The organism is Streptomyces sp. NPDC006655 (assembly GCF_040703965.1).
In the GTDB taxonomy this organism is placed as follows: domain Bacteria; phylum Actinomycetota; class Actinomycetes; order Streptomycetales; family Streptomycetaceae; genus Streptomyces.
This window is the reverse complement of record NZ_JBEYJU010000024.1, coordinates 27,534-53,751: the sequence shown is the minus strand read 5'-3', so window position 1 is coordinate 53,751 and position 26,218 is coordinate 27,534. Positions and strand designations below refer to the sequence as shown.

23 protein-coding genes are annotated in these 26,218 nt (G+C 73.4%); 7 read left to right on the top strand and 16 right to left on the bottom strand.

Annotated features, from left to right (window positions below; all coding sequences use genetic code 11):
* Positions 1-2 precede the first annotated feature (2 nt).
* The gene (locus AB0958_RS16440) at positions 3-1,241 is read right to left on the bottom strand and encodes an extracellular solute-binding protein (protein ID WP_366891122.1); all 1,239 of its coding nucleotides are present in this window, start codon (positions 1,239-1,241) and stop codon (positions 3-5) included.
* A gap of 32 nt (positions 1,242-1,273) precedes the next feature.
* Positions 1,274-3,202, bottom strand: a complete 1,929-nt coding sequence (locus AB0958_RS16435) for a beta-L-arabinofuranosidase domain-containing protein (RefSeq protein ID WP_366891121.1) — start codon at positions 3,200-3,202, stop codon at positions 1,274-1,276.
* A gap of 286 nt (positions 3,203-3,488) precedes the next feature.
* Here AB0958_RS16435 and AB0958_RS16430 point away from each other — a divergent pair, with 286 nt between their 5' ends.
* Both AB0958_RS16430 and AB0958_RS16425 read left to right on the top strand, forming a co-directional pair.
* Positions 3,489-4,511, top strand: coding sequence for a LacI family DNA-binding transcriptional regulator (locus AB0958_RS16430; protein WP_366891120.1), 1,023 nt, complete (start codon positions 3,489-3,491; stop codon positions 4,509-4,511).
* Between the two features lie 164 nt (positions 4,512-4,675).
* Positions 4,676-6,976 carry an MFS transporter gene (locus AB0958_RS16425; RefSeq protein WP_366891119.1) on the top strand — a complete coding sequence of 767 codons (2,301 nt, stop codon included), beginning with the start codon at positions 4,676-4,678 and terminating at the stop codon, positions 6,974-6,976.
* A gap of 27 nt (positions 6,977-7,003) precedes the next feature.
* On the opposite strand, the gene AB0958_RS16420 is transcribed toward AB0958_RS16425, so the two are convergent.
* Genes AB0958_RS16420 through AB0958_RS16395 form a run of 6 tightly spaced genes read right to left on the bottom strand, consistent with a single transcriptional unit; the run spans position 7,004 to position 12,576 of the window.
* Complete coding sequence (locus tag AB0958_RS16420) at positions 7,004-7,702, bottom strand: GntR family transcriptional regulator (RefSeq protein WP_366891118.1); 699 nt, start codon at positions 7,700-7,702, stop codon at positions 7,004-7,006.
* 31 nt (positions 7,703-7,733) lie between these two features.
* Complete coding sequence (locus tag AB0958_RS16415; protein WP_366891117.1) at positions 7,734-8,735, bottom strand: proline racemase family protein; 1,002 nt, start codon at positions 8,733-8,735, stop codon at positions 7,734-7,736.
* Between the two features lie 46 nt (positions 8,736-8,781).
* Entirely contained in the window at positions 8,782-9,681 is a 900-nt protein-coding gene (locus AB0958_RS16410; RefSeq protein ID WP_366891116.1) for a dihydrodipicolinate synthase family protein, read from the bottom strand.
* A gap of 33 nt (positions 9,682-9,714) precedes the next feature.
* A complete protein-coding gene (locus AB0958_RS16405; RefSeq protein WP_366891115.1) occupies positions 9,715-11,136 on the bottom strand; it encodes an FAD-dependent oxidoreductase in 1,422 nt (473 codons plus the stop codon).
* Positions 11,129-11,428 (bottom strand): (2Fe-2S)-binding protein, encoded by a 300-nt coding sequence (locus tag AB0958_RS16400; protein ID WP_366891114.1) that lies wholly within the window; start codon positions 11,426-11,428, stop codon positions 11,129-11,131. The genes AB0958_RS16405 and AB0958_RS16400 overlap by 8 nt, the downstream gene beginning before the upstream one ends.
* Complete coding sequence (locus AB0958_RS16395; protein WP_366891113.1) at positions 11,425-12,576, bottom strand: FAD-binding oxidoreductase; 1,152 nt, start codon at positions 12,574-12,576, stop codon at positions 11,425-11,427. The genes AB0958_RS16400 and AB0958_RS16395 overlap by 4 nt, the downstream gene beginning before the upstream one ends.
* A 202-nt stretch (positions 12,577-12,778) precedes the next feature.
* Here AB0958_RS16395 and AB0958_RS16390 point away from each other — a divergent pair, with 202 nt between their 5' ends.
* A complete protein-coding gene (locus AB0958_RS16390; protein WP_366891112.1) occupies positions 12,779-13,144 on the top strand; it encodes a cupin domain-containing protein in 366 nt (121 codons plus the stop codon).
* A gap of 55 nt (positions 13,145-13,199) precedes the next feature.
* Here the strand turns inward: AB0958_RS16390 and AB0958_RS16385 are convergent, their stop codons facing one another.
* Together AB0958_RS16385 and AB0958_RS16380 are read right to left on the bottom strand one after the other, a co-directional pair.
* Positions 13,200-14,582 carry a VWA domain-containing protein gene (locus AB0958_RS16385; RefSeq protein ID WP_366891111.1) on the bottom strand — a complete coding sequence of 461 codons (1,383 nt, stop codon included), beginning with the start codon at positions 14,580-14,582 and terminating at the stop codon, positions 13,200-13,202.
* Positions 14,579-15,436: a MoxR family ATPase gene (locus tag AB0958_RS16380; RefSeq protein ID WP_366891110.1), complete on the bottom strand. Its 858-nt coding sequence runs from the start codon at positions 15,434-15,436 to the stop codon at positions 14,579-14,581. Before AB0958_RS16380 ends, AB0958_RS16385 begins: the two co-directional genes overlap by 4 nt.
* 135 nt (positions 15,437-15,571) lie before the next feature.
* On the opposite strand from AB0958_RS16380, the gene AB0958_RS16375 reads away from it, so the two are divergent.
* The 4 genes from AB0958_RS16375 to AB0958_RS16360 are packed head-to-tail and all read left to right on the top strand — an operon-like array spanning position 15,572 to position 18,507.
* Positions 15,572-16,252, top strand: a complete 681-nt coding sequence (locus tag AB0958_RS16375) for an ABC transporter permease (protein ID WP_366891109.1) — start codon at positions 15,572-15,574, stop codon at positions 16,250-16,252.
* Positions 16,249-16,920: an ABC transporter permease gene (locus tag AB0958_RS16370; protein ID WP_366891108.1), complete on the top strand. Its 672-nt coding sequence runs from the start codon at positions 16,249-16,251 to the stop codon at positions 16,918-16,920. Before AB0958_RS16375 ends, AB0958_RS16370 begins: the two co-directional genes overlap by 4 nt.
* Positions 16,917-17,858 carry an ABC transporter substrate-binding protein gene (locus AB0958_RS16365; RefSeq protein ID WP_366891107.1) on the top strand — a complete coding sequence of 314 codons (942 nt, stop codon included), beginning with the start codon at positions 16,917-16,919 and terminating at the stop codon, positions 17,856-17,858. Before AB0958_RS16370 ends, AB0958_RS16365 begins: the two co-directional genes overlap by 4 nt.
* A 43-nt stretch (positions 17,859-17,901) precedes the next feature.
* Positions 17,902-18,507: a hypothetical protein gene (locus AB0958_RS16360; protein ID WP_366891106.1), complete on the top strand. Its 606-nt coding sequence runs from the start codon at positions 17,902-17,904 to the stop codon at positions 18,505-18,507.
* 20 nt (positions 18,508-18,527) lie between these two features.
* On the opposite strand, the gene AB0958_RS16355 is transcribed toward AB0958_RS16360, so the two are convergent.
* The 6 genes from AB0958_RS16355 to AB0958_RS16330 all read right to left on the bottom strand — a co-directional run bounded on the left by AB0958_RS16355 (position 18,528) and on the right by AB0958_RS16330 (position 26,168).
* The gene (locus tag AB0958_RS16355; protein WP_366891105.1) at positions 18,528-19,682 is read right to left on the bottom strand and encodes a betaine/proline/choline family ABC transporter ATP-binding protein; all 1,155 of its coding nucleotides are present in this window, start codon (positions 19,680-19,682) and stop codon (positions 18,528-18,530) included.
* A 4-nt stretch (positions 19,683-19,686) separates the two neighbouring features.
* On the bottom strand, positions 19,687-20,385 hold the full coding sequence (locus AB0958_RS16350) for an LUD domain-containing protein (protein WP_366891104.1): 699 nt from the start codon (positions 20,383-20,385) through the stop codon (positions 19,687-19,689).
* Positions 20,382-21,860, bottom strand: coding sequence for a LutB/LldF family L-lactate oxidation iron-sulfur protein (locus tag AB0958_RS16345; RefSeq protein WP_366891103.1), 1,479 nt, complete (start codon positions 21,858-21,860; stop codon positions 20,382-20,384). Before AB0958_RS16345 ends, AB0958_RS16350 begins: the two co-directional genes overlap by 4 nt.
* Positions 21,857-22,612, bottom strand: coding sequence for a (Fe-S)-binding protein (locus AB0958_RS16340; protein ID WP_366891102.1), 756 nt, complete (start codon positions 22,610-22,612; stop codon positions 21,857-21,859). The genes AB0958_RS16345 and AB0958_RS16340 overlap by 4 nt, the downstream gene beginning before the upstream one ends.
* A gap of 71 nt (positions 22,613-22,683) precedes the next feature.
* On the bottom strand, positions 22,684-24,132 hold the full coding sequence (locus tag AB0958_RS16335) for a rhamnulokinase family protein (RefSeq protein ID WP_366891101.1): 1,449 nt from the start codon (positions 24,130-24,132) through the stop codon (positions 22,684-22,686).
* Positions 24,129-26,168: a bifunctional aldolase/short-chain dehydrogenase gene (locus AB0958_RS16330; protein WP_366891100.1), complete on the bottom strand. Its 2,040-nt coding sequence runs from the start codon at positions 26,166-26,168 to the stop codon at positions 24,129-24,131. The genes AB0958_RS16335 and AB0958_RS16330 overlap by 4 nt, the downstream gene beginning before the upstream one ends.
* Positions 26,169-26,218: the final 50 nt, after the last annotated feature.

Below are 26,218 nucleotides of genomic sequence, written 5' to 3'. Positions count from 1 at the left end.
TCCTAGCCCTTCCGCGCGCTCGACTGGGCCGTGGCCAGGGCGTCCTGTGGGCTCTTGCTGCCGGACAGCGCCGCCTGTACGGCGGTCCACATCGGCTGCGAGATCGTCGGGTACTTGGTGCCCAGACCGCCGCTGGTCCGGCCCCGGGCCGCCCCGACCGCCGCCACCCACGGCTTCAACTCGACGTTCTTCGCGACCTGTTCGGCCTGTACGGCGGCGGTGGGTGCCACGTACATGAGCGTGGTGTCGGTGGCCAGCAGGTTGGTGGGGCTGGTGAGACAGGTGACGATCTTCTTGCTGACGTCGTGGCGCGAGGTGTCCTTCTGCACGGGTACGGTGACGAACTCGCCGCCCGTCGGCACCGGCGCCGAACCGCCGTTCTGACCGGGGATGTTGACGACGCCGTACGGGAATCCGGCCTTGTCGGCGTTGCCGAGCTGCCAGGTGCCGTTCTCGCTGAAGGCGTAGTCCCCGGTGGCGAACTCCTGCCAGCTGGTGGTCTGGGTGTTCTGGAGCACGTCCTTGGGGGCGTACCCCGCGTCCACCCACTGCTTCCACAGCGTCAGCGCCGCCACCCCCTGGGCGGAGTCGAGCTTCGTCAGATCGCCGCCCGCGCCCCAGAACCAGGGCAGGAACTGGAAGCTGCCCTCCTCCGTGTTGATGGCGGAGAAGGTGATCCCCTTCTTCCCGGCCGCCTTGACCTTCTTCAGCGCGGCCGTCAGCGACGCCCAGTCCTTGACCGAGGCCGGGTCGACACCGGCGGCGGAGAGCACCTTCTTGTTGTAGTAGAGGGCGAGGGTGTTGGCGCCGATCGGGACGCCGTAGGAGGCGCCGTCGATGGTGCCGGCACCGATGATGTTCTTCTGGATCGACGCGGTGTCGAGTCCGAGATCACTGGTCTTGGTGAGGATCCCGGCCTCCACCAGGGTGGAGACGACCGGGTTGTCGACCAGCATCACGTCCGGAGCGTTGCCCTGCTGCGCCGCCAGGAGTGCCTTGTTGCCCAGGTCGGTGGTGTCGTACGCGGTCCGCTTGAGCTTCACCCCGGCCGCGGTGCCGCACGCGGCGACCCGCTTGCCCCAGTCCGAGGAGGCGTCGAATTGCGGGTACGGGTCCCAGAAGGTGTACGTGCCACCGGCCGAGGACGACGATCCCGAGGAGCCGGAACCGCCACCACAGGCGGTGAGGGGGAGCAGGGCGGCCACGGTGACGGCCAGGAGGGTACGGCGGGTGGGTATCACGGGGTGACCTCGTTGTCGTAGGACGGGGTGTCTCAGGAGGTGGGGAGCCAGACGCGCATGCTGCCGTCCTCGCGGTTGGCCCACACGTGGTACGGGACCGCGGTCAACTCGACCGGCTCGCCGTCGCTCTCGGGCTCGGTGTCGGTCACGGCGGCGTACGGCCACCAGCCGCGGTCCGGGACACGGCGCCGGCGGCCCGCGGCGACCACGGTGGTGACACCACCGAGCAGGTCCGGGCGGTGCTTGACGGCGAGCGGACGGGAGGGGTCGAGAACGATGTCGTCCAGTCCGCCGCCGGGGTGGTCGGCCTGCTCCAGGCAGTGCACCAGCGGCCCGCGCTCGATCGCCACACAGCCGCGCACCGCGTCCACGCGCGGGTCGGCGGCGGTGAGCCGGGGTTCGAGACCGAGTTCGAGGACGACCCGGTCACCCGGCGTCCAGTCGCGGGTGAGCCGCAACCAGCCGTTCGCGAGCGGGGCGTCGAACTGGTCGTAGGAGTCGGAGCCGCAGCGCACCCGGAACTCGCGGCACCACTGCGGGATGCGCAGCGACAGCGTCCAGGGGCCGTCGGCGGGGGTCTCCTCGACGGTGAACGCGACCGTGCCGTGCCAGGGGTAGTCGGTCTCGGCGCGTACCCGGAGCTGTCCGGTCGCGTACGTCCCGGTGACGAACTGGTGTACTTGCAGGCCCTGTTCGTCACCGGACGCCAGATAGTGCTCCAGGCTCGCCAGCAGCCGCATCACGTTGGGCGGGCAGCAGGCGCAGCGGAACCAGCGGGTGCGGCGGGCCGACTGGTCGCCTCCGGTGTCGGTGTGGCCGTCACGGACCTGGAGCGGGTTGACGTACAGCCAACGCTCGCCGTCCAGCGAGACCCCGGCGAGGAAGCCGTTGAAGAGGGTGCGCTCGATCAGGTCGGAGTAGCGGGCCTCGCCGGTGAGCAGGGCCAGCCGCCAGCTCCACTGCACCGAGGCGATCGCCGCACAGGTCTCGCAGTAGGCGCGCTCGTTGGGGAGTTCGTAGGGGTCGCCGAAGTCCTCCTGGTCGTGGTGGGCGCCCAGACCGCCGGTGAGGTGCGTCTTGGTGGCCGTCATGGCCTGCCACAACCGCTCCCCGGCCGAACGAAGTTCGTCGTCGCCGGTCTCCGCCGCCAGGTCCGCGGCAGCCGCCAGCAGGTACAACTGCCGTACGGCGTGACCCTCGACGTTCGTCGCCTCGCGCAGCGGGACGCGGTCCTGGCAGTAGGCCGCGCCGCCGAGCAGTCCGTGGCCGTGCCGGTCCACGAAGTAGCCGGCCAGGTCCAGGTAGCGGCGCTCGCCGGTCTCCCGGTACAGCTCCACCAGGGCGGTCTCCACCTCCGGGTGGCCGTCGACGCCGTCGATGGGCCTGCCGCTGCCGGGGAGTCCGAACACCGAGTCGATGTGGTCGGCGAACCGCCGCGCCACGTCGAGGAGTTCCGGGCGGCCGGTGGCGCGGTGGTGCGCCACGGCCGCCTGGATCAGGTGGCCCGCGCAGTACAGCTCGTGGCCCCAGCGCAGGTCCTCGTACCGCACCCCGCCCTTGACCAGCTGGAACCAGGTGTTGAGGTACCCGTCGGGCTGCTGGGCCGCGGCCACCAGGGCGATGATCCGTTCGACGTCGGCCGGCAGCGGTTCGTCGGCGCCCTGGGCGAGCTGCCAGGCGGCCGCCTCCAGCCACTTGTAGACGTCGGTGTCGACGAACGGGTACGCGCCCTGGAACTCGCCCTCGGCCAAGCCCGCCGCCAGCCGCAGGTTGTGCAGGTTTCCCGCGGACTCCAGCAGGTCCGGGCCCTGGGGAAGGGAGACCCGGGCGTTGACCGCGCGCCGGTCGTGCCAGAAGCCGCCGTCGATGACGGCGGCCGCCGGGCGCAGCGCGGTGCGGGCGTCCTGCGTCAGACGGATCGGGCCGGTGGGGGAGGACGGGGCAGTGGGGGTGCGGGGCATGGCTCTCCGAGGTCGGGAGGGACTGGGCCGGGGCGTGGGTGCGTTCGACATGCCGAACGACGTCCGGTGCATGGGACTTGGTGCGGCGCCGGACCACCTTGCGCAACCGTTTTCTCGCCGAGAAGTACAGGGCAGTCGGAGAGAGGGGTCAAGACGCCCGGCAGAGGTTTTTCGCATGGCCGTGAAGGACTGGCGCTTGCCGTGGGCGGCTGCGAGCATGTGGGGCGGCTCTGCCGTCGTCGCCTCGACGGCGTGAGCGAGAAACCGCCGAGGAAAAGGTTTGCCCGTGACCCCAGCTTCCGACTCCCCGCCCACCGGCCGGGCCAGGCTCGCCGATGTCGCCGCCCTCGCCGGTGTCAGTGTGGGCACGGCCTCCAAGGCGCTGAACGGCGCCGGCCGGATGCGCCCGGAGACCCGGCAGCGGGTGCTGGACGCGGTGGAGGCGCTCGGGTTCCGCCCCAACCAGCACGCGCAGAGCCTGCACAGCGGCCGGAGTTGGACCGTCGGCCTGATGACGACGGACGGCATCGGCCGCTTCAGCACCCCGGTGCTGCTGGGCGCCGAGGACGCGCTCGGCGCCGGGAAGATCTCGGTGCTGCTGTGCGACACCCGCGGCGACGCCATCCGCGAGCGGCACCACCTGCGCAACCTCACCGACCGGCGGGTGGACGGCGTCATCGTCACCGGCCGCCGTACCGACCCCCGGCCGCCCCTGACCGGAATCGACCCGGCGATCCCCGTCGTCTACGCGCTCTCCCCGTCGACGGACCCCGAGGACACCTCCGTCGTCACCGACGACCGCGGCGGCGCCCATCTCGCCGTGGAGCACCTGCTCGCCACCGGCCGGACCTGGATCGCCCACGTCACCGGCCCCGAGCACCACCAGGCCGCCCGGGACCGCGCCCGGCACGCCGTGGCGCATCTGGCCGGGTCCGGTCTCCGGCTCGCCGGCGGACGCGCGCACTTCGGGGAGTGGAGCGAGGCCTGGGGGCGGCGGGCCGCCGACGTGGTGCTGCGCACGGCGCCCGACGTGGACGCCGTCTTCTGCGGGAACGACCAGATCGCCCGGGGGGTCGCGGACGCCCTGCGCGAGCGCGGCAGGGATGTGCCGGGGGACATCGCCGTCGTGGGGTACGACAACTGGGACACCATGGCGCTCGCCTGCCGTCCGCCGCTGACCACCGTCGACATGAACCTGGCCGAGATCGGCCGGATCGCCGCGCTGCGGCTGCTCCAGGCCATCGACGCCGAACCGGAGCCGGGTGTGCACACGGTGCCGTGCCGGCTGGTGGTCCGGGAGTCCAGCTGAGGCCGGGCGGTCGCGGACGCGCGGGTGCGGGCGGCGCGTGGTCCCGGCCGGGACTGGGGAATTCACGTCCCACCACGGTGTCGGCCTGTACTTGAGTAAGTCAATCAAGTGACCTACATTCAGGAGGGTCGCGCGGAACCGAGTGGCCCTACGGAGGCTCGACCATGTCCCCTGCACAGCCCCGGCCGGTGGAGGCCGGGGAGTCCGCCGCGCCGCGGACGAACGTCGTGGTCGCGGTGCTGGCCTTCGGCGGGATCGTGGTCTCGCTCATGCAGACCTTGGTGATCCCGATCGTCCCCGAGCTGCCGAAACTGCTCGACGCCTCGCCGTCCGACGCCGCCTGGGCCGTCACCGCCACCCTGCTCGCCGCCGCCGTGGCCACCCCCGTCATGGGGCGGCTCGGCGACATGTACGGCAAGCGGCTGATGCTGCTCACCAGCCTCCTCATGCTGGTCGCCGGATCGGTCACGGCCGCGCTGAGCGACTCCCTGGTACCGATGATCGTCGGCCGCGCCCTCCAGGGTCTGGCCTCCGGGGTGATCCCGCTCGGCATCAGCATCATGCGCGACGAACTCCCCGCCGAACGGCTCGGCTCCGCCACCGCGTTGATGAGCGCCTCCCTCGGGGTCGGCGGCGCCCTCGGCCTGCCCGCCGCCGCGCTGATCGCCGACCACTTCGACTGGCACGTCCTGTTCTGGACCTCGGCCGTCCTGGGGGTCGTCGCCGCGCTGCTCGTGCTGATTCTGGTGCCGGAGTCCAAGGTGCGCACCGGCGGCCGGTTCGACCTGCCCGGCGCCCTCGGCATGGCGGCCGGTCTGGTCTGTCTGCTGCTCGGCATCTCCAAGGGCGCCGACTGGGGCTGGGGCAGCGGCACCACGCTCGGGCTGTTCGCCGCCGCGGTCGTGGTCCTGCTCGGCTGGGGCCGGTACGAACTGCGCACCGGGGAGCCCCTGGTCGACCTGCGCACCACCGCCCGCCGTCAGGTCCTGGTCACCAACCTCGCCTCGGTCGCCTTCGGCTTCTCGATGTTCGCGATGTCCCTGGTGCTTCCCCAGCTCCTGCAGTTGCCTCAGGCGACCGGCTACGGCCTCGGCAAGTCGCTCCTCGACGCCGGCCTGGTGATGGCCCCGACCGGCCTGGTGATGATGGCGACGGCGCCGCTCTCGGCCCTCGTCTCCAAGAGCTTCGGCCCGAAGATCACCCTGATGTGCGGCGCGGTCGTCGTCGCCGCCGGGTACGGGCTCAACATCGTGCTCATGGACGCCGTCTGGCAGCTGGTGCTCGTCTCGTGCGTCGTCGGCGCGGGCATCGGCTTCGCCTACGGCGCGATGCCCGCGCTCATCATGGGCGCCGTCGACCCGCACGAGACGGCCGCCGCGAACAGCCTCAACACCCTGATGCGATCCATCGGCACCTCGACGGCGAGCGCCGTCGCCGGGGTGCTCCTGGCCCACCTGACCACCCCCTTCGGCGGTGCCTCCGTGCCCTCCGAGAACGGCTTCAAGGTGGTCATGGCGGTCGGCTCGGGCGCGGCCGTCCTGGCGCTGCTGGTGGCCGCGTTCATCCCGCGCCGCAGGCCGGGCGCCGCCGACCCGGCGACCGCGACGGCCGGGCAGGCTGTCGCCACGGCCGGCCCCACCACCACGGCGGCGGACGCGGCCGACGAACCGGTCGTACCCGTACAGGTCACTCCCGGCACCGACGACGGCATCCCGGTGCACGGTCGGGTGCGCGGCGCCGACGGAACCGGCGTCGGCCACGCCGCCGTCACGCTCGTCTCCCTCGGCGGCCACCAGCTGGGCCGTACGGTGGCGGACCACGAGGGCGGCTACCGGGTCGCGGCGCCCGGCGAGGGGACGTACGTCCTGATCGCCGCCGCCGAGGGCCGCCGGCCGCGGGCCGCCACCCTGGTGGTGAGCGCCGAACCGGTCGCGTACGACGTGCTGCTCACGGGCACCGGCGGGCTGGCCGGACAGGTGCGGGCCGCGGACGGCGGGGCGCCGGTCGCCGGGGCGGTGGTGGTCGTGACCGACGTGCGCGGCGACGTCCTCGCCACCCAGCGGACCGACGGGCGCGGCGCGTTCACGATCGGCGACCTGGCACCGGGCGCCGCGACCGTCGCGGTCAGCTCGCCCGAGCACCGGCCGCTCGCGCTGCCGGTCGAGGTGTCCGGGACCGGACTCACCGGGATCGAGGTCGAGTTGCGGCCCGGCGCCCGGGTGTGCGGCACGGTGCGCGGAGCGGTCGGGCCGCTGGGCGGCGCCCGGGTCACGCTGGTCGACGCCGCGGGCAACGTCGTCGCCACGACCACCACCGGGGACGACGGCGCCTACGCCTTCTCCGACCTGGACACCGGCCCGTACACGGTCATCGCCACCGGCTACCCGCCCCAGGCCACCACGGTGCGCGTCGGCGGCCGCGACTTTCAGGACCACGACATCGAACTCGCCCACCCCGGCGCCTGATCCAGCGGCATGGTCGGCCGCCCGTGGTCAGCCGTCCGTGGGCCGCCGGGCCGCCCACAGCCCGCGGACGTGCCCGAGGTGACGGGTCATCACCTCGCGCACGGCCTCCTCGTCGCGGGCCAGCAGGGCGTCGAGGAGTTCCAGGTGCTCCTCGGCGGAGGCGGTCAGCCGGCCGGCCCGCACCAGGGCCGTCAGGCCGAACAGCCGCGAGCGGCGCCGCAGGTCCCGTACGACCTCCACCAGATGGTCGTTGCCCGCCAGGGCCAGCAGCCCCAGGTGGAACGTCAGGTCGGCCTCGACATAGGCGATCAGGTCGCCCTTCAGCGCCGAGCCGACGATCTCCTGGGCGACCGGGCGCAGCGCCTCCAGGTCGGCGGGGTCCGCGGTGGCCGCCAGGCCCGCGGTGGTCGGGATCTCGATCAGGGACCGGACGTGGGTGTACTCGTCCAGCTGTTTCTCGGAGACGGCGGTGACCCGGAACCCCTTGTTGGGGACGATCTCGACCATGCCCTCCTTCACCAGCTCCAGCATGGCCTCCCGGACCGGCGTCGCCGAGACGCCCAGCCGCGGGGCGAGGCCCGGCGCCGAGTACACCTCGCCGGGCCGCAGTTCACCCGCGATCAGCGCGGCGCGCAGGACGTCCACGACCCGTTCCCGGTAGTTGGGGCGCCGGCCGCCCAGGGAGGGCAGGGCGGGGGCGGCAGAGCTGGCGGGCCGGTCGGTCATGGTGGAACTCCTGGTGGCGGTGCGGGGGACATCAGAGTACGAAGCCGGCCGGGAACGGGTCGGTCGGGTCCAGCAGGTACTGCGCGGTGCCGGTGATCCAGGCCCGGCCGGTGAAGGTGGGCAGGACGGCGGGGATTCCGGCCACCTCGGTGGTGCCGAGGAGCCGGCCGGTGAACCGGGTGCCGATGAACGACTCGTTCACGAACTCGGTGTCCAGGGGGAGTTCGCCGCGCGCGTGCAGCTGGGCCATGCGCGCGCTGGTGCCGGTGCCGCAGGGGGAACGGTCGAACCAGCCCGGGTGGATGGCCATCGCGTGCCGGGAGTGGCGGGCCGTGGCCCCGGGGGCGGTCAGGTGGACGTGGTGGCAGCCGCGGATCGACGGGTCCTCGGGGTGCACCGGCTCCGCCTCGGCGTTGATCGCCGCCATCAGCGACAGGCCGGCGGCCAGGATGTCGTCCTTGCGGGCCCGGTCGAAGGGCAGGCCGAACTCGTCCAGCGGGAGGATGGCGTAGAAGTTCCCGCCGTAGGCCAGGTCGTAGGTCACCGTCCGCCCGTCCGGGAGGGTGATCCTGCGGTCGAGTCCGACGGCGAAGGACGGCACGTTCCTGAGGGTGACGTTCGTCGCGGCGCCGTCCGTCACCGCCACCTCCGCGACGACGAGACCGGCCGGGGTGTCGAGCCGGATGGTGGTGACCGGCTCGACCACCTCCACCATCCCGGTCTCCACGAGCACGGTCGCCACCCCGATCGTGCCGTGCCCGCACATCGGCAGGTAGCCGGAGACCTCGATGTAGACCACGCCCCAGTCGCAGTCCGGCCGGGTGGGCGGCTGCAGGATCGCCCCGCTCATCGCCGCGTGCCCGCGCGGCTCGTTCATCAGCAACTGCTTGACGTCGTCGCGGTGTTCCCGGAAGTACAGCCGCCGCTCGTTCATGGTCGCGCCGGGAATGGTCCCGATCCCGCCGGTGATCACGCGGGTGGGCATGCCCTCGGTGTGCGAGTCGACGGCGTGCAGGACGAGTGTGCTGCGCATGACGCTCCTGGTGGTCGCTGCGGACGCTACGGGCCGCTTCGAGGGGTTACGAAAGGCCGGCCGCCACGGCCTTCTCGGTGGCCGCGCGGACGGCGGCCTCCTGCTTGGGCAGCAGCGGCACCCGCGGCGGCCGGCAGGGGCCGCCGTGCCGGCCGACGACGTCCATCGACACCTTGATGGCCTGCACGAACTCGACCCGGGAATCCCAGCGCAGCAGCGGATGCAGCTGCCCGTACAGCCGCTTGGCCGTGTCCAGGTCCCCGCGCACCGCCGCCCGGTACAGCTCGACCGTCGCCGCCGGCAGCGCGTTGGGGTAGCCGGCCACCCAGCCCTTGGCCCCCGCCACCGCCAGCTCCAGCAGGACGTCGTCGGCGCCGACCAGCAGGTCCAGTTCCGGGGCGAGTTCGGCGAGCCGCCAGGCGCGCCTGACGTCACCGGAGAACTCCTTGACGGCGTGGATGTACCCCTCGCCGTGCAACGTGGCGAGGAGCTCCGGGACGAGGTCCACCTTGGTGTCGACGGGATTGTTGTACGCCACGACCGGCAGGCCGGCCTGCGCGACCTCCGCGTAGTGCGCGAGGACCGAACGCTCGTCGGCCCGGTAGGCGTTGGGCGGCAGCAGCATCACGGCATGGCAGCCCGCGTCCCGGGCCTGCTCCGCCCAGCGGCGGGCCTCGGCTGAGCCGTAGGCGGCGACTCCGGGCACGACCCGGGCCCCGCCGACCGCGGCCACGGCGGTCGCCACGACCTGCGCGCGCTCCTCGGGGGTGAGCACCTGGTACTCGCCGAGCGAGCCGTTCGGCACGACACCGTCGCAGCCGTTGCCGACCAGCCAGGCGCAGTGCTCGGCGTACCGCTCGTGGTCGACGGAGAGGTCGTCGCGGAAGGGGAGGGCGGTGGCGACGAGGACACCGCGCCAGGGGCGGGTCCGCGGGGTGGGGGTCATCGGGCTCCTCGGATGGAAAGGAAAGGGAACAGGTCACTTCATGTCGTGCTGTCGGCCCTGCTGTTCGTCGTCCTGACCGGCCCGCGCGAGCACGCCGAGCGGTACCGGCCGCGCGAACGGTCCGCCTGACGCGGTCCGGGGGCACCGGGCGAGCCCGGCGACGGCCGTCCCGCACATCCGGCCCTGGCACCAGCCCATCCCGGCCCGCGTGAGCAGCTTGACGGTCCGTACGTCCGCCGCGCCCAACTCGGTCACGGCCCGCCGGACCGCGCCGCCGGTGACCTCCTCGCACCGGCACACCACCGTGTCGTCCGTGACCAGTTCGGCCCAGTGCGCGGGCGGTGCGCAGACCTCGTCCAGCGCCGCGCCGAACCTGCGCAGTCCCGCCCTGCTCCGGGCGGCCCCGGCCCAGCCGCGGGGGTCGGGCACCGCACCCGACAGCCGTGCGGCGGCCGACCGTCCCGCGATGTGGCCCTCAGCGAGGGCGAGGGCCGCGCCCCCGACGCCGGTCGCCTCGCCCGCCGCCCACACCCCCGGCACGTCGGTGCGCTGCTCGTCGTCCACGTGCACGGCGACGCCCTCGACGCGGCAGCCGAGGCCCTGGGCCAGATCGGTGCCCGGCAGCATGCCGTGCCCGACGGCCAGGGTGTCGCAGTCGATGCGCCGCCGGGTGCCCGGCCGCACGCGGCCCTCGGTGTCCAGCGCCGCGACGGTCACGGCGGTCAGCCGCTCGTCTCCGTGTGCCTCGACCACGGTGGCGCGGACCAGGGTGCGGACCCGGTGCCGTAGCAATTCGGCCGCGTACCCGGCGGCTTCGGCGAGCTTCGCCGGCTGGGCGGTCAGGACCGCGGGCCGTCGCAGCAGGGCCCGCGGGTCCGCGGACTCCACCAATGCCGCCACCCGGGCGCCCGCCGCCGCGAGCCCGGTCGCGACGGGCAGCAGCAGCGGCCCGGTGCCGGCGACGACGACGGTACGGCCGGGCAGCACCAGGCCGCCCTTGAGCATGGCCTGCGCCCCGCCGGCCGTGACGACCCCGGGGAGCGTCCAGCCGGGGAAGGGCAGCACCTGCTCGTGGCCGCCGGTGGCGAGCAGTACCGCGTCCGCCCGCACCTCGACGGCCCGCTCCTGTGCCGGGCCGAGGAGCGCGTGGACCGTGAAGCCCCGCTGCCGCCGCTCCACGAACCACACGTCGTGCTCCCGGAGATGGGTCACGTGTCCGGCCGCGAGGTACCGGTCGAGCCCCTCGCGCAGGCGCTGCCATGTGCGCCACCGGTGGTGCAGCGCCCGCGGACGGCGCGCCCCCAGCCCGGGGGCGGGCTGTCGGTGGAACTGGCCGCCCGCTTCGGGTGCCGCGTCGACCAGGGTGACGCGCAGACCGTGCCGGGCGGCGGCCAGGGTGGCGGCGAGACCGGCCGGGCCCGCCCCGATCACGGCGAGGTGCCGGCGCTCAGTCATCGTGTCCGGTGCCCTGCTGGGTGCGGATCACGTCGCCCGGACGCAACGGCGCCAGACAAGCCCGTTGGTTGGGGCGGTCGTTGACGACGACCAGGCAGTCGAAGCACATCCCGATCCCGCAGAAGACGCCCCGTGGCCGTCCCGCGCCGCGGGTGGACCGCCAGGACGTGACCCCCGACGCCCAGAGTGCCGCCGCGACCGTCTGGCCGGGCAGCGCCTCGATCTCCCGGCCGTCGAAGGTGACGGTGAAGGCGGGACCCGGCCGGGCCCGTACCAGCTTCAGGGGGTTCACGCGGCCTCCTCGGCGAAACGCTCGGGACGGAACGGGGTCAGGTCCAGCGCGGGAGACGTACCGCTCAGGACCTGGGCGAGCACCTGCCCGGTGCCGGTGGCGAGTCCGATGCCGGCGCCCTCGTGTCCGCAGGCGTGGAAGAGGCCGGGGGCACGGGGATCGGGGCCGATGGCGGGGAGGTGGTCCGGCAGGTAAGGGCGGAAGCCCAGGTAGCCGCGCACGGCCCGGACTTCGGACAGGAAGGGGAACAGCCGGGTGGCGCCGGTCGCCAGCGCCCGGAGCACGGGAAGGGCGAACGACCGGTCGAAACCGACGCGTTCGCGGCTCGCACCGATCAGGACCGGCCCGGCCGCGGTGCCCTCGACGACCGGCGAGGTGTGCAGGCCCGCCGAGCCGCTGGCCACGTCGGCCACGTAGGCGGCGGCGTACACCTTGTGCCGCACCCGGCGCGGCAGCGGTTCGGTGACCAGCACGAAGCCGCGCCGGGGCAGCACGGGCAGGTGCACACCGGCGAGCGCGGCCAGTTCGCCGCCCCAGGTGCCGGCCGCGTTCACCACGGCCGGGGCGTGCAGGTCGCCGTGGTCGGTGCGGACGCCGCGCACGGTGCCGTCGGCGCCGCGCAGCACCCCGGTCACGGTCCGGCCGGCCGCCAGCCGGGCGCCCGAGGCCCGGAGCAGGTGGGCGGCGGCCAGCGCCGGCATCACCTGGGCGTCCTGCGGGTAGTGCACCGCGCCCACCAGGCCGGGTGCCAGGTACGGCTCCAGGTCGGGGAGCCGGTCCGCGCCGACGGCCTCGGCCCGTACGCCGGCGGCCCGTTGTCCGGCCGCGAGCAGCTCCAGCGCGGTCAGTTCCGCGGGCGACGCGGCCACGACCAGCCCGCCCTTGGCCTCGTACTCGATCCGGTCGCCCAGATCGGCGGCCAGGTCGGCCCACAGCCGGCCGGACAGCAGGGCGAGTTCGAGCTCGGGCCCCGGTTCCTTGTCGGAGACGAGCAGGTTGCCCTCGCCGGCACCCGTCGTGCCGCCGGCCACCGGGCCGCGGTCCACCACGACCACGTCGAGCCCCGCCCGGGACGCGTACCACGCGCACGCCGCGCCCACCATGCCGGCCCCGACGACCACGACATCCCAGGTCAGTCGCATGCTCACGACAGTAATATGTCACATAGCATGATCTGGCGGAACACCCCCTGACACCGGGTCTCCGCACGGCTGGGGTTCCGTCGAAGGGCCCTCCCCCCGAATGGCGCTCTCCGCTTGACAGGACGACGATGGAGTGGTGGGGCCGCGGCCTCCGGGCGGCGGAGACCGGCCCCGGCTGCGGTGAGCGGCCGGAAGGGAGGACACCGGCATGCTGGAGATCAAGACGGTCGACAAGCCGGACGAGCGGCGTGACTTCCCCCGCGGCCATCTCGAAGCCGTGCACATGACCGGCCTGGACTTCGCCATTGCCACCTTCGAGCCTGGCTGGCGCTGGACGGAGTCGGTGGGACCGATCGCGGGCACCGGGACCTGCATGGTCCACCACAACGGATACGTGGTGCAGGGCCGGATGCACCTGGTCATGGACGACGGCGGCGAGGGCGAGATCGGCCCCGGCGACGTCTTCGTCTGCCCGCCGGGGCACGAGGCCTGGGTCGTGGGCGACGAACAGGTCATCCTCTACGACTTCGCCGGCGGTATGGCGACCGACTACGCGAAGGCGAAGGAGGGCTGAGAGCCGGCGAACGGGTGCCGTCACCCTGTGGGGCGACGGCACCCTTGTCTGTCCGCTACACCGGCAGCAGGCGCCCGATCAGCGCGCTGAGCTGGCGGGCCGTGCGGCACTCGTGCATCTCCACCAGCGCCGCGTACTCGGGCGCCGCCGAGTCACCGGTGCCCCACAGCGAGCGCTGCTCCGGATTCAGCCAGTAGACGCGCCGTGCCTGCCGGGCGATCCCGCGGACGGCGCCCAGGTTGGGGTCGAGGTTGTTGGTGCGCGCGTCCCCCAGCACGAACACGGTGGTGCGCGGCCCCACCGCGGCGCCGTACCGCTCCGCGAACTCGCCCAGCGCCATGCCGTAGTCGCTGCTGCCGTGCCAGCCGGTGAGCGTCGCCTCGGCGCGGATCCGGGCGCCGAGCCCCTCCGGATCGGCCCGGCCGTGTTCCAGCAGCCCGGTCACCTCGTCGATCCGGTTGACGAAGGCGAACACCCGTACCTTGCTGAACTGGTCGTGCAGCGCCTGCACCAGCAGCATCGTGAAGTCGGAGAACCCGGACACCGAGCCGGAGACGTCACACAGCAGGACCAGCTCGGGGCGGACCGGCCGGCGGCGGCGCAGCACCGGCCGCATCGGCACCCCGCCGGTGGACAGTGAGCCGCGCAGGGTGCGCCGCAGGTCGATCGTGCCCCGCGCGGCCCGGCGGCGGCGCGCGGCCAGCCGGGTCGCCAGCTTCCGTGCCAGCGGCTGCACCGCCCTGCGCAGCTCGGTGAGTTGGTCGCGTCCGGCGAACAGGAAGTCCACCCGGTCGGCGCTCGGTGGCACCGCCCGCCGGGCGATCTCGTCCCGCCCGCGCCGCTCCGCCACCCGGCGCCTGGCCTCGGCCGCGACCATGCCCCTGAACGCCTCGATCCGCCGCCTGATCTCGTCGTCGAGCAGCCGGTCCGCGAACCCCGCGGCGTTCCCGTCCCGGGCCCGGACGTCCGCCCGCACCCGCGCCAGCAGCGTCTGCGGCCGCACCCGGTCCAGCGTCTGGTACGACGACCAGCCGTCCGAGCCCGGCGAACTCCCGTACCCGCCGAAGCCGTCCACGGCCCGCGCCGCCAACTGCCCGAGCCGTGCGGTGTCGTCGTCGGCGAGCGCGGCGGCGAGCTCTTCCCGCAGCTCGTCCCGGTCGGCGCCCCCGGCACCGGGACCGCCCACCCCGCGCGGGAAGTAGAGGTCGAAGACCTGGTCGAACACGGCCCGTTGCCCGGTGCCGTGCAGCAGCGTCGCGGCCAGCCCCTCCCGCAGCGGCTCCCGTTCGGCCAGGCCCAGCGCCTCGACCGCCCGCCCCGCGTCCACGGTCTCCCCGGTCCCGACCCGCACCCCGTGCGCCCGCAGCGCCCCGACCAGCCCCGTGAGCCGGCCGGCGAGGTCGGCGGAGTCGGCCCGGGCGTCCGCCCCCGCGCTCACAACGCGTCCAGGTCCAGCTTGGCGGCCGCCTTCTGGATGTCGTCCTGGTGCTTGAGGATCACGCCCAGGGAGTCCCGGACGACCTGCTCGTCCAGCGTGTCGGCGCCCAGCGCCAGCAGGGTGCGCGCCCAGTCGATCGTCTCCGCGACCGACGGCACCTTGCGCAGGTCCATCGCGCGCAGTGCCCCGACCACCCGTACGACGGACTCGGTCAGCGACGCGGTCAGGCCCGGCACCTTCAGCCGTACGATCCGCCGCTCCAGTTCCTCGTCCGGGAACCCGATGTGCAGGAACAGGCAGCGGCGGCGCAGCGCCTCGGACAGCTCACGGCTGGCGTTGGAGGTGAGCACCACGAAGGGGCGGCGGGTCGCGGTGACCGTGCCCAGCTCGGGGACGGTCACCTGGAAGTCGCTGAGCACCTCCAGGAGCAGGCCCTCCACCTCGACGTCGGCCTTGTCGGTCTCGTCGATCAGCAGGACCTTGGGGTCGTCGCCGCGGATCGCGGTGAGCAGCGGACGGGGGAGCAGGAACTCCTCGCTGAAGATGTCGGTCCGGGCCTCGTCCCAGCTCTCGTCGCGGCCCGCGCTGATCCGCAGCAGCTGCTTGGCGTGGTTCCACTCGTACAGCGCCCGGGACTCGTCCACGCCCTCGTAGCACTGCAACCGGACCAGCCTGGCTCCGGCGACCTCGGCGACGGCCTTCGCCAGCTCGGTCTTGCCGACCCCGGCGGGTCCCTCGACGAGCAGCGGTTTGCCCAGCCGGTCGGCCAGGAAGACGGTGGTGGCGACCGCGGGGGAGGCGAGGTAGCCGGTCTCCGCGAGGCGCGCGGAGACGTCGTCGACGGAAGTGAACAACGGGGCCTCCGACCTGGGGGGCGTAACTCTGACCCAGCTATCTAAGCGCTTGTTCAGCTCGCGTGCCACCCTCGGCGACCCCGGACGGATCACCACAACGCGCCGAGCCGCTCGCCCCTCCGATGCAATGGACGCGTGACCGCGCCCCCGAACGACTGCCTCGCGCGCAACGAGTGGATCTGCGGCGCCTACCTCTCCAGCCGCCGGCAGATCCTGCTCGACGCCGTCGGCCAGCACCTCCGGCTCACCGTCGTCTCGGTGGCCGTCGGGCTGGTCGTCGCCGTGCCGCTGGCCGTGCTCGCCCGCCGCTGGCGCTGGGCGTCCGGACCCGTCCTCGGGGTGACGACGGTCCTCTACACCATCCCCTCCCTGGCGATGTTCTCCCTGCTCCTGCCCCTCTACGGACTCTCGGCCACCCTCGTCGTCGCCGGCCTGGTGCTCTACTCGCTCACACTGCTGGTCCGCAACATCCTCGCGGGCCTGCGCGCCGTCCCCGAGGAGACCCGGCAGGCCGCCCGCGGTCTCGGCTACGGCCCGGTCCGCCTCCTGCTCACCGTGGAACTGCCCCTCGCCCTGCCCGCCGCGATGGCCGGGCTGCGCATCGCCACCGTCTCCGCGGTCTCCCTGGTCACCATCGGGGCGATCGTCGGCTTCGGCGGACTCGGCAACCTGATCTACGCAGGTATGAACACCTACTTCAAGGCCCAGGTGCTCACCGCGTCCGTGCTGTGCGTGGTCATCGCCGTCCTGGCCGACCTGCTGCTGCTCGGCGTCCAGTGGCTGATCACCCCGTGGGCCCGGGCGGCCCGCGCATGAGGACGCTCGCCGACGCCTGGGCCTGGCTCACCGACGCCGCGCACTGGGCGGGCGCCGACGGCATCGGCAACCGGCTGCTCCAGCACCTCGTCCTGACCGTCGTCTGCCTGGTCGTCAGCTGCCTGATCGCCCTCCCGGTCGCCCTGGTCCTCGGCCACCTCGGCAGGGGCGGCGCGCTCGCCGTCAACATCTCCAACGTCGGCCGGGCCGTCCCCACCTTCGCCGTCCTGGTCCTGCTGCTGCTCACCCCGGTCGGACGCTGGGGCGAGGGCCCCACGGTGGTGGCGCTCGTGCTGTTCGCCGTACCGCCCCTGCTCACCAACGCCTACGTCGGCATGCGCGAGGTGGACCGGAGCGTCGTGCGGGTGGCACGGGGGATGGGGATGACCGGGCGGCAGACGCTCTTCCGGGTGGAACTCCCGCTCGCTTTTCCCATGGTCCTCACGGGGGTGCGGATCGCCGCCGTCCAGCTCGTCGCCACCGCCACCATCGCCGCCCTCGCCGGCGGCGGCGGACTGGGCCGGATCATCACGGCCGGCTTCAACCTGGCCAGCACGCCCATGGTGGTCGCCGGGGCGATCCTGGTCGCCGCGTTCGCGCTGGTCGTCGAGGGCGTCTTCGAGGCCGCCGAACGGCTCGCCCCGGTGTGGACGCGGGGCTCGCGGTGAGGTGCCGCACGGCGGCCGCGGCCGCGCTGCTGCTCGCCCTCGCCGCCTGCACCACAGGACCGTCCCTGGAGCACCGCGGCGAGGTCACCGCACCCCCGGGCGACAGCCGGCACCTGACCGTCGGCTCCGCCGGATTCACCGAGAGCGACCTGCTCGCCCAGCTGTACGCCCAGTTGCTCGACCAGGCCGGCTACCGGACCTCGCTCCTCACCGTCGCCAACCGGGAGATCTACGAACCGGCCCTGGAGTCCGGGCAGATCGACGTCGTCCCCGAGTACGCGGCCACCTTCGCCGACTGGCTCGACGCGAAAGCCAACGGCCCCGGCGCACCGCCCGTCGGCTCCCCGGACCTCGCCACCACGATGAAGGCGCTGCGCCGCCTGGCGACCCCCCGCGGCCTCACCGTCCTCGACCCGGGCCGGGCCGTCGACCAGAACGCCTTCGCGGTGACCGCCGCCTACGCCCGCCGGCATCATCTCAGGACGCTGAGCGACCTCGGGGCCGCGGGACTGCCGGTGCGGCTCGCCGCGGGCGACGAGTGCGTGCAACGGCCGTACTGCGAGCCCGGGCTGAAGAAGGTCTACGGCATCGACATCACCGCCGTCGACCCCAAGGGCGTCGGAACCACGCAGGCCAAGCGGGCCGTGCAGAACGGTCAGGACCAGATGGTGCTGACCACGACCACCGACGCCACCCTCGGCCAGTTCGGCCTGGTCCTCCTCGCCGACGACCGGCACCTGCAGAACGCCGACTACGTCGTCCCGGTCGTCAACCGGTCGCGGGCGGGCGGCGAACGGGTGATCAGGGCGCTCGGCCGACTCAACGACGTCCTGACGACCGCCGATCTGGCCGCCATGAACCAGCAGGTCGACAGCTGGCGGCGGCTCGCCTCGGACGTCACCCGGACCTGGCTCAGGGACAAGGGCCTGGTGAAGTGAGGGCCGAGGGCCGTTGTCAGTGCCGGGCGGTACGTTGCCGGGCATGGGGATCTACCTGGTGAGCGTCGGTGCGGAGGACTGGTTCGGCGGTGCCGGCGACGAGGACGACGAGGGCGGCCACGGTGCCGTCGCCGCGGCCCTCGACGCGGAGTTGCGGCGCCGCGGTCGCGCGCCGTACACGTCCGTGCCCGAGCGGACCGGCCTCGTGCGGGGCTCCGGGCAGTCGTTCGAGGAGAAGCTCGTACCGCCCATGGACGGGTTCGGCGAGCTGTGCCGTGAGCACCTGTCGGAGCGGGAGGCGGGGCTGCTGCTGAGCTGGTCGGTGCTGGTGCCGCTCTCCCTCGACGAGGAGATCCGGCTGCCCGTGGAGAACGCGTACGCCGACGAGACGACGGTCGCCGGCGCACCCCAGGTGCTCGCGCTCGCCGAGCGGATGGCGGCGGCGATCCGGCTTCCCGTCGACGTGATACCCGAGGCCTGTGACAACCTCGATCTGACCATGTGGTTCCTGGAGGGCGCGGCCGAGAGAGCGGCCACCGCCCGTCCCGGGCCGTGGGCCGAGGACCTGGACGCCGCCTTCTACGTCGCGCTGTACCTGCGGGCCGCCCAGCACTCCGTGCGCCGCGGCTGCCCGATGACGTACTGCTGACGCCCGCCGGCCGCCGCCGGTCAGGCCTCGGACACCGAGTCGAACGGCACCTGGCCCCGCGGGATCCCGCGGGCGTCCGCGTCCACCGAGCGGCGCAACGCCTCGTGCAGCCCGGCCGGGGTCAGCACCCCGAGGAAACGCGAGCCGTCCAGGACCGCGACCCAACCGGCGTCGTGCTGGAGCATCACACCGAACGCCTGCTTCAGCGGGGCGCCCACCGGTACCCAGGCGGTCATCCGGTGGACGCGCTCGCTCACCCGGCCGCCCGCCGCCAACTCGTCCAGGCCGACCCAGCCGTGCAGATCGCCGCGCGCGTCCAGGACCACGGCCCACCGGGCACCCTCGCCCCGCATCCGTGCGACGGCGCCCTCGGCCGGCTCGTCCAGCCGCACGACCGGCGGCTGCTCCAGGTCGTCCGCCTCGACATCGGTGACGGACAGCCGTTTCAGCCCCCGGTCGGCGCCCACGAACCCGGCGACGTACGCGGTGGCGGGCGCACCCAGCACCGCGCCTGGCGTGTCGAACTGTTCGATGCGCCCCTGCCCGTACACCGCGATCCGGTCGCCGAGCCGGACCGCCTCCTCGATGTCGTGCGTGACCAGCAGCACCGTCTTGCGCACGGCGGCCTGCATCCTCAGGAACTCGTCCTGCAACTGCTCCCGCACCACCGGGTCGACGGCGCCGAACGGCTCGTCCATCAGCAGCACCGGCGGGTCGGCGGCCAGCGCCCGCGCCACGCCGACCCGCTGCCGCTGACCGCCGGAGAGCTGGTCCGGATAGCGCGGCCCGTAGGTGCCGGGGTCCAGACCCACCAGCTCCAGCAACTCGGCGGCCCGCGCCCGGGCCTTCGCCCGCTTCCAGCCGAGCAGAGCCGGGACGGTCGCGGTGTTGTCGAGGACCGTGCGGTGCGGAAACAGGCCCACCTGCTGGATGACATAGCCGATCCGGCGCCGCAGCCGCACCGGATCGGCCTCGGCGATGTCCTGACCGTCGACGAGGATCCGGCCCGACGTCGGTTCGATGAGCCGGTTGACCATCATCATGGTCGTGGTCTTGCCGCAGCCGGACGGGCCGACCAGCGTCACGAGCTCACCCTCGGCCACCTCGAAGGAGAGGCCGTCCACGGCGGTCGTACCGTCCGGATACCGCTTGGTGACCTGCTCGAACCGGATCATTCCCTCACGTTAGCCGCGACCCGTCCTGGCCGCGCGCGCCCGTCCCCTGATCGGCCTCGGCACTCGGCCGGCCGCCGGTGACCAGCACCACCTCCAGGGTGCGGGGGCCGTGCACCCCCTCGACCCGGTCCAGCTCGATGTCGCTGGTCGCCGACGGCCCGGAGATCCAGGTCAGCGGGCGGGCCGGGTCGAGGCGCCCGAGTGCCTGCGGCACCGAGGAGACGACCTGGCCCGGGACGCGGACGACGCAGATGTGGTGGTCGGGGATCAGCGTGATCCGGCGGCGGCCCTGGTCCGGGGCGCCGTCCAGCACGAGGGTGCCGGTCTCGGCGACGGCCACCGCGCACCCGGTGACCACGCTCCCGATCCGGTCGAGCTCGTACGGGGTGCTGTCGGCGCGGTCCGTGACCTGTTCGGCGTCGGTCGCCGCGAGCCACCCCTGGTCCAGCCCCGGTGGCACCAGCACCCGCGTCGAACCCCGCTCGGCGAGCAGTCGCCCGATCACGGCGGCCAGTTCGCCCTGGGCGCAGCGGTGCACGACGGCCCGGTAGTCCGCCAGGTTCTCGGCGAGCAGTTCCACCGTCTCCTCGACGCTCCGCGCCCCGTGCTCGCGCAGGTACGCCCGCTCGACGGGCGTGTCCTCGCCGTGCACGTCGGCCAGGGCCCGCCGTACCCGGCCCAGGATCCGTTCCCTGCTGCTCACTTGGCGTCCCCCTTTCCGCCGCCCGTCCGCTGCCACCAGTCCCGGAACGGCTCCGCCGGTACGGCGGGCAGGTCCCGGGTCCCGCTCCACGCCCGGCCGGGGCCCGGCAGCGTACGGGGATGCAGGCGGCGGCTGCGGGAGGCGAGCCGCTGGCCGGTGCGCAGCGCGGCCGGGTGCGAGAACGCCCAGCGGGCCGCCCGCATCGCCGCCCGTTCGGCCGCGTGCCCCTTGGCCGGCTTGAGCACCACCTTGTTGCCGCTCCGGACCGCCTCGCCGCCCTCCACCACCCGCTCCCGCAGGTGCACCAGCACCTCGGGGATGTCGATGGCGACCGGACAGACCTCGTAGCAGGCCCCGCACAGGGAGGAGGCGTAGGGGAGCGAGGCGTCGATCTCGCTGGCCGTGCCCCGCAGTTGGGGGCTGAGGATGGCGCCGATCGGACCCGGGTAGACGGAGCCGTAGGCGTGGCCGCCGGCCCGTTCGTACACCGGGCAGACGTTGAGGCAGGCCGAGCAGCGGATGCAGCGCAGGGCCTGGCGGCCGACCTCGTCGGCGAGGGTGTCGGTGCGGCCGTTGTCGAGCAGCACCAGGTGGAAGGCGCGCGGGCCGTCGCCGTCGGTGGTGCCGGTCCAGGTCGACGTGTACGGGTTCATGCGTTCGGCGGTCGAGGACCGGGGGAGCGTCTGGAGGAACACCTCCAGGTCCTGCCAGGTCGGCACGATCTTCTCGATGCCGACGACGGAGATCAGCGTCTCGGGAAGGGTCAGGCACATCCGCCCGTTGCCCTCGGACTCGACCACGACCATGGTGCCGGTCTCGGCGACCATGAAGTTGGCGCCGGAGACGCCGACCTTGGCGCGCAGGAACTTCTCCCGCAGGTGCAGCCGGGCCGCCTCGGCGAGCTCGGCGGGCGTGTCGCTCAGGCCTTCCGGGGCCGGGCGCCCCCACTCGCCCATCTCGCGGCGGAAGATGTCCCTGATCTCACCGCGGTTGCGGTGGATCGCCGGGACCAGGATGTGCGAGGGGCGGTCCTTGCCCAACTGGACGATCAGTTCGGCCAGATCGGTCTCGTAGGCCCGGATGCCCTCGGCTTCCAGGGCCTCGTTCAGCCCGATCTCCTGGGTGGCCATCGACTTGACCTTCACGACCTCCGTCTCGCCGGTGGCCCTGACCAGGTCGGCGACGATCCGGTTGGCCTCGTCGGCGTCCGCGGCCCAGTGGACCGTACCGCCCGCGGCCGTCACGGACTCCTCCAACTGGACCAGGTGGCGGTCGAGGTGACGGAGCGTCTGGTCCTTGATCCGCTTGCCCGCCTCGCGGAGCTCCGCCCAGTCGGACACCTCGGCGACGGCGCCGGCCCGCTTGGCGCGGATGGTGTGCGTGGCATGGCGCAGATTGCCGCGCAGGGTCGGGTTGTTGACGGCCTCGTGCGCGGCCTTCGGAAAGGCCGGCATGCCGACGAATGTTCCGCTCATGCGGCCGGCTCCTCCTCCGTGCTCGCCAGGATCTCCGCGATGTGCACCGGCCGCATCCCGCTGCCGAGCCGGGTCATGGTGCCGCCGATGTGCATCAGGCAGGAGTTGTCGGCCGCGCACAGCACCTCGGCACCCGTCGACTCGGCGTTGCGCACCTTGTCGGTGCCCATCGCCGCCGAGACGTCGGAGTTCTTCAGCGCGAACGTGCCGCCGAAACCGCAGCACTCCTCCGCGCCGGGCAGCTCCACCAACTCCAGGCCCTGCACGGCGTGGAGCAGCCGGCGCGGCCGGTCGCCGAGCCCCAGGCCGCGCAGCCCGTGGCAGGTCGGGTGGTACGTGACCCGGTGCGGGTAGTAGGCCCCGACGTCCGTCACCCCCAGCACGTCCACCAGGAACTCGGTCAGTTCGTACGTCTTCGGCACCACCGGTGCCAGCGCCGCCGCGAGGCCGCCGCCGCGTCCCTCCGCCCGCGCCCGCTCACCCATCCGCGGATACAGCTCCCGCACCATCGCCCCGCACGATCCCGACGGCGTCACGATCGCCTCGTACTCCCCGAATACATCGGAGAAATGCCGGGCCAGTGGCTCCGTCTCATGGCGATAGCCGGTGTTGTAGTGGGCCTGCCCGCAGCACGTCTGCGCCATCGGGAAGTCGACCTCGACGCCCAGTCTGGTCAGGAGTTTCACCACGGCACGACCGGTGTCCGGATACAGCGTGTCGTTTACACAGGTCAGGAACAGGGCGACACGCATCGCGGCTCCTAGAGGTCGATCATCGGATGAGTGCAGAGTAGTGGGCCGGTTCGGTCGGCGGGAGACCCCGGTCACCCCGCGGCGAGTCGGGCCTCGGCCGCCGCCCACCGCGCGGCGTCGCCACGGGGGGTGTACCGGGTCAGCGGCTGGGTGCGGGTGAGCAGCCCCCGCAGACCGGCGAGATCGCCGACGAGGCCGTGGGTACGGGCCTGAACCAGCACGTTCCCCAGGGCCGCCGCCTCCGTCGGGCCCGCCACCACCGGCAGCCCGCAGGCGTCGGCGGTCAGCTGGCACAGCAGTGCGTTGCGGGTGCCGCCGCCGACGACGTACACCGTGTCCACCGGGTGGTCGGCGAGCCGCCGGGCGTCCGCGACGGCCCGCCAGTGGGCGAGCGCGAGGGAGTCGAGGATGCACCGGGTGATCTCACCCGGCGTCCCGGGCACCGGCTGCCCCGACGCCCGGCACGCCTCGGCGATCCGCTCCGGCATCCGGCCCGGCGCCAGGAACGCGGCGTCCTGCGCGTCCACCACCGACCGCAGGGCCGGCACGGTGGCCGCCGCCCGCAGCAGCCCGCCCAGATCCGGGTCGCCCCAGGCGCGTACGCACTCCTGGAGCAGCCACAGGCCCATGATGTTGCGCAGGTAGCGGACCGTGCCGTCGAGCCCCAGTTCGTTGGTGAAGTTGGCGGCCCGGCTCTCCTCGGTCAGTACCGGGGCGTCGAGTTCGAGTCCGGCCAGCGACCAGGTACCGGTGCAGATGTAGGCGAACCGTTCACCGGCCACCGCCGGTACGGCGGCCACCGCGGAGGCGGTGTCGTGCGAACCGACCGCGGTCACCGGGACCGGTCCCGTCAGTCCGGTCTCCTCCAGCACCTCGGGCCGCAGCAGCCCGGCCGGGTCCCCGGGCCGCCGCAGCGGCGCGAACAGCCCGAGGTCGATCCCCAGCCGGTCCGCGACCTCGTACGACCAGTCGCGGGTGCGGGGATCGATCAGCTGGGTGGTGGAGGCGTTGGTCAGCTCGGTGCCCTGCTCGCCGGTCAGCCAGTACGACAGCAGGTCGGGGATCAGCAACAGCCGCCCGGCCTGCTTGAACTGGGCGGTCGAACGCGCCGCCACCAGCTGGTAGAGGGTGTTGAAGGGTGCGTACTGGAGCCCGGTGCGGCCGTACAGCTCCGCCGCCGGCAGGGTCGCCCACACCTTCTCGGCGACCCCTTCGGTGCGGGCGTCCCGATAGTGCACCGGGTTGCCGAGCAGAGCCCCGTCGGCGTCCAGCAGGCCGTAGTCCACGGCCCAGCTGTCCAGGCCGACCGAATCGACCTGACCGGCCGCCCGCAGCCCCTCGAGCACCCCCGCGTACAGGGCGAGCACGTCCCACCGCAGCCCCTCGGGCACCCGCACCGGCCGGTTGGCGAACCGGTGCGCCTCGGTCAGCTCCAGCGAGTCCGTGCCCACCCGGCCGACCATGACCCGTCCGCTGGACGCGCCCAGGTCGACCGCGGCGTAGGACCTCGGGCCGCTCATCGCAGGAACGCGGCCGCCACACCCGCGTCGACGGGGACGTGCAGTCCGGTCGTGTGGGTGAGCTCCCCGCCCGTCAGCGCGAACACGGCGTTCGCGACGTGCTCGGGCAGCACCTCACGCTTGAGGATGGTCCGCTGCGCGTAGAACTCGCCCAGCTTCTCCTCCTCGATCCCGTAGGTCGCGGCCCGCTGAGCGCCCCAGCCGCCGGCGAAGATCCCGGAACCGCGCACCACGCCGTCCGGGTTGACCCCGTTGACGCGGATCCCGTGCTCACCCAGCTCGGCGGCGAGCAGCCGCACCTGGTGGGCCTGGTCGGCCTTGGTGGCCGAGTAGGCGATGTTGTTGGGCCCGGCGAACACGGCGTTCTTGGAGGCGATGTAGACGATGTCGCCCCCGATGCCCTGCGCGGTCATCACCCGGGCCGCCTCCCGCGAGACCAGGAAGGAGCCGCGGGCCATGATGTCGTGCTGGAGGTCCCAGTCACGCGCGGTGGTCTCCAGGAGTGGTTTGGAGATGGAGATGCCGGCGTTGTTCACGACCAGGTCGACCCCGCCGAAGGCGAGCACGGCGGACCTGAAGGCGTCGGCGATCTGCTCCTCGGAGGTCACGTCGACGGTCACGGCGACGGCCTTGTCCGAGCCGCCCAGCTCCTCGGCCACGGCGGCCGCGTTCTCGGCGTTCAGATCGGCGACTACGACACAGGCGCCCTCACCGACCAGCCGCTCGGCGATCGCTTTCCCGATCCCGCTGCCGGCCCCCGTCACCAGCGCCACCCGGGTCGCCAGTGGCTTGGGCTTCGGCATCCGCTGGAGCTTGGCCTCCTCCAGCGCCCAGTACTCGATGCGGAACTTCTCGGACTCCTCGATCGGCGCATACGCCGACACCGCCTCGGCGCCCCGCATCACGTTGATCGCGTTGACGTAGAACTCGCCCGCGACCCGTGCGGTCTGCTTGTCCTTGCCGAAGGAGAACATGCCCACGCCCGGGACCAGCACGATCGCCGGGTCGGCGCCGCGCATGGCGGGGGAGTCGGGCAGGGCGTGCCGCTCGTAGTAGGCGGCGTACTCCTCGCGGTAGGCGGCGTGCAGCTCCGTCAGCCGGGCGACCGCCTCGTCCACCGGGGCGGTCGGCGGGAGGTCGAGCACGAGCGGCCGTACCTTCGTGCGCAGGAAGTGGTCGGGGCAGGAGGTGCCCAGCGCCGCGAGCCGCGGATGCTCCGCGCGGGCCAGGAAGTCGAGCACCACCTCCGAGTCGGTGAAGTGCCCGACCTGGGCCCGGTCCCGCGAGGCGAGCCCGCGGATGTGCGGTGCCAGGGCCGCGGCCCGCTCCCGCCGCTCGGCCTCGGGGAGCGCGCCGTACCCCTCGATCGCCGGGCCGAAGGGCTCCGCCTTGCCGTGCTCGGCGAGGAAGGCCTCGGCGGTGCGGATGATGTGCAGCGAGTTGGCCTCGCACTCCTCGGAGCTGTCGCCCCAGGCGGTGATCCCGTGGCCGCCGAGGACGCAGCCGATCGCCTGCGGGTTGGCGGCCTTGACGGCGGCGATGTCCAGGCCGAGCTGGAATCCGGGCCGCCGCCAGGGCACCCACACCACACGGTCCCCGAAGCACTCCGCGGTCAGCTTCTCCCCGTCGGCGGCGCAGGCGAGCGCGATGCCGGAGTCGGGGTGCAGGTGATCGACGTGCGCGGCGTCCACCAGCCCGTGCATCGCGGTGTCGATGGAGGGCGCGGCGCCGCCCTTGCCGTGCAGGCAGTAGTCGAAGGCGGCGACCATTTCGTCCTCGCGCTCGACGCCCGGATAGACCCCGGTCAGCGCCCGCAGCCGGTCCAGCCGCAACACCGCCAGCCCGCCTTCGGTGAGGGTGCCGAGGTCCCCGCCGGACCCCTTCACCCACATCAGCTCGACGTCCCCACCGGTGACGGGATCGGTGGCGGTGCCCTTGGCGGAGGTGTTCCCGCCGGCGTAGTTGGTGTTACGAGGATCGGCCCCGAGTCGATGGGACCGGGAGAGGAGAGCGGCGGCTTCGGGGTGCGTGGTCATCAGACTTCCCATTCATTGAAGGAGCGGGACTGCAATGCGCCCCTTTAGGG

Coding starts and splice junctions, on each gene's coding strand:
- AB0958_RS16435 (WP_366891121.1), bottom strand. CDS start 3,202: ATGCCCCGCACCCCCACTGCCCCGTCCTCCCCCACCGGCCCGATCCGT.
- AB0958_RS16425 (WP_366891119.1), top strand. CDS start 4,676: ATGTCCCCTGCACAGCCCCGGCCGGTGGAGGCCGGGGAGTCCGCCGCG.
- AB0958_RS16420 (WP_366891118.1), bottom strand. CDS start 7,702: ATGACCGACCGGCCCGCCAGCTCTGCCGCCCCCGCCCTGCCCTCCCTG.
- AB0958_RS16415 (WP_366891117.1), bottom strand. CDS start 8,735: ATGCGCAGCACACTCGTCCTGCACGCCGTCGACTCGCACACCGAGGGC.
- AB0958_RS16410 (WP_366891116.1), bottom strand. CDS start 9,681: ATGACCCCCACCCCGCGGACCCGCCCCTGGCGCGGTGTCCTCGTCGCC.
- AB0958_RS16405 (WP_366891115.1), bottom strand. CDS start 11,136: ATGACTGAGCGCCGGCACCTCGCCGTGATCGGGGCGGGCCCGGCCGGT.
- AB0958_RS16390 (WP_366891112.1), top strand. CDS start 12,779: ATGCTGGAGATCAAGACGGTCGACAAGCCGGACGAGCGGCGTGACTTC.
- AB0958_RS16370 (WP_366891108.1), top strand. CDS start 16,249: ATGAGGACGCTCGCCGACGCCTGGGCCTGGCTCACCGACGCCGCGCAC.
- AB0958_RS16360 (WP_366891106.1), top strand. CDS start 17,902: ATGGGGATCTACCTGGTGAGCGTCGGTGCGGAGGACTGGTTCGGCGGT.
- AB0958_RS16355 (WP_366891105.1), bottom strand. CDS start 19,682: ATGATCCGGTTCGAGCAGGTCACCAAGCGGTATCCGGACGGTACGACC.
- AB0958_RS16345 (WP_366891103.1), bottom strand. CDS start 21,860: ATGAGCGGAACATTCGTCGGCATGCCGGCCTTTCCGAAGGCCGCGCAC.
- AB0958_RS16340 (WP_366891102.1), bottom strand. CDS start 22,612: ATGCGTGTCGCCCTGTTCCTGACCTGTGTAAACGACACGCTGTATCCG.
- AB0958_RS16335 (WP_366891101.1), bottom strand. CDS start 24,132: ATGAGCGGCCCGAGGTCCTACGCCGCGGTCGACCTGGGCGCGTCCAGC.
- AB0958_RS16330 (WP_366891100.1), bottom strand. CDS start 26,168: ATGACCACGCACCCCGAAGCCGCCGCTCTCCTCTCCCGGTCCCATCGA.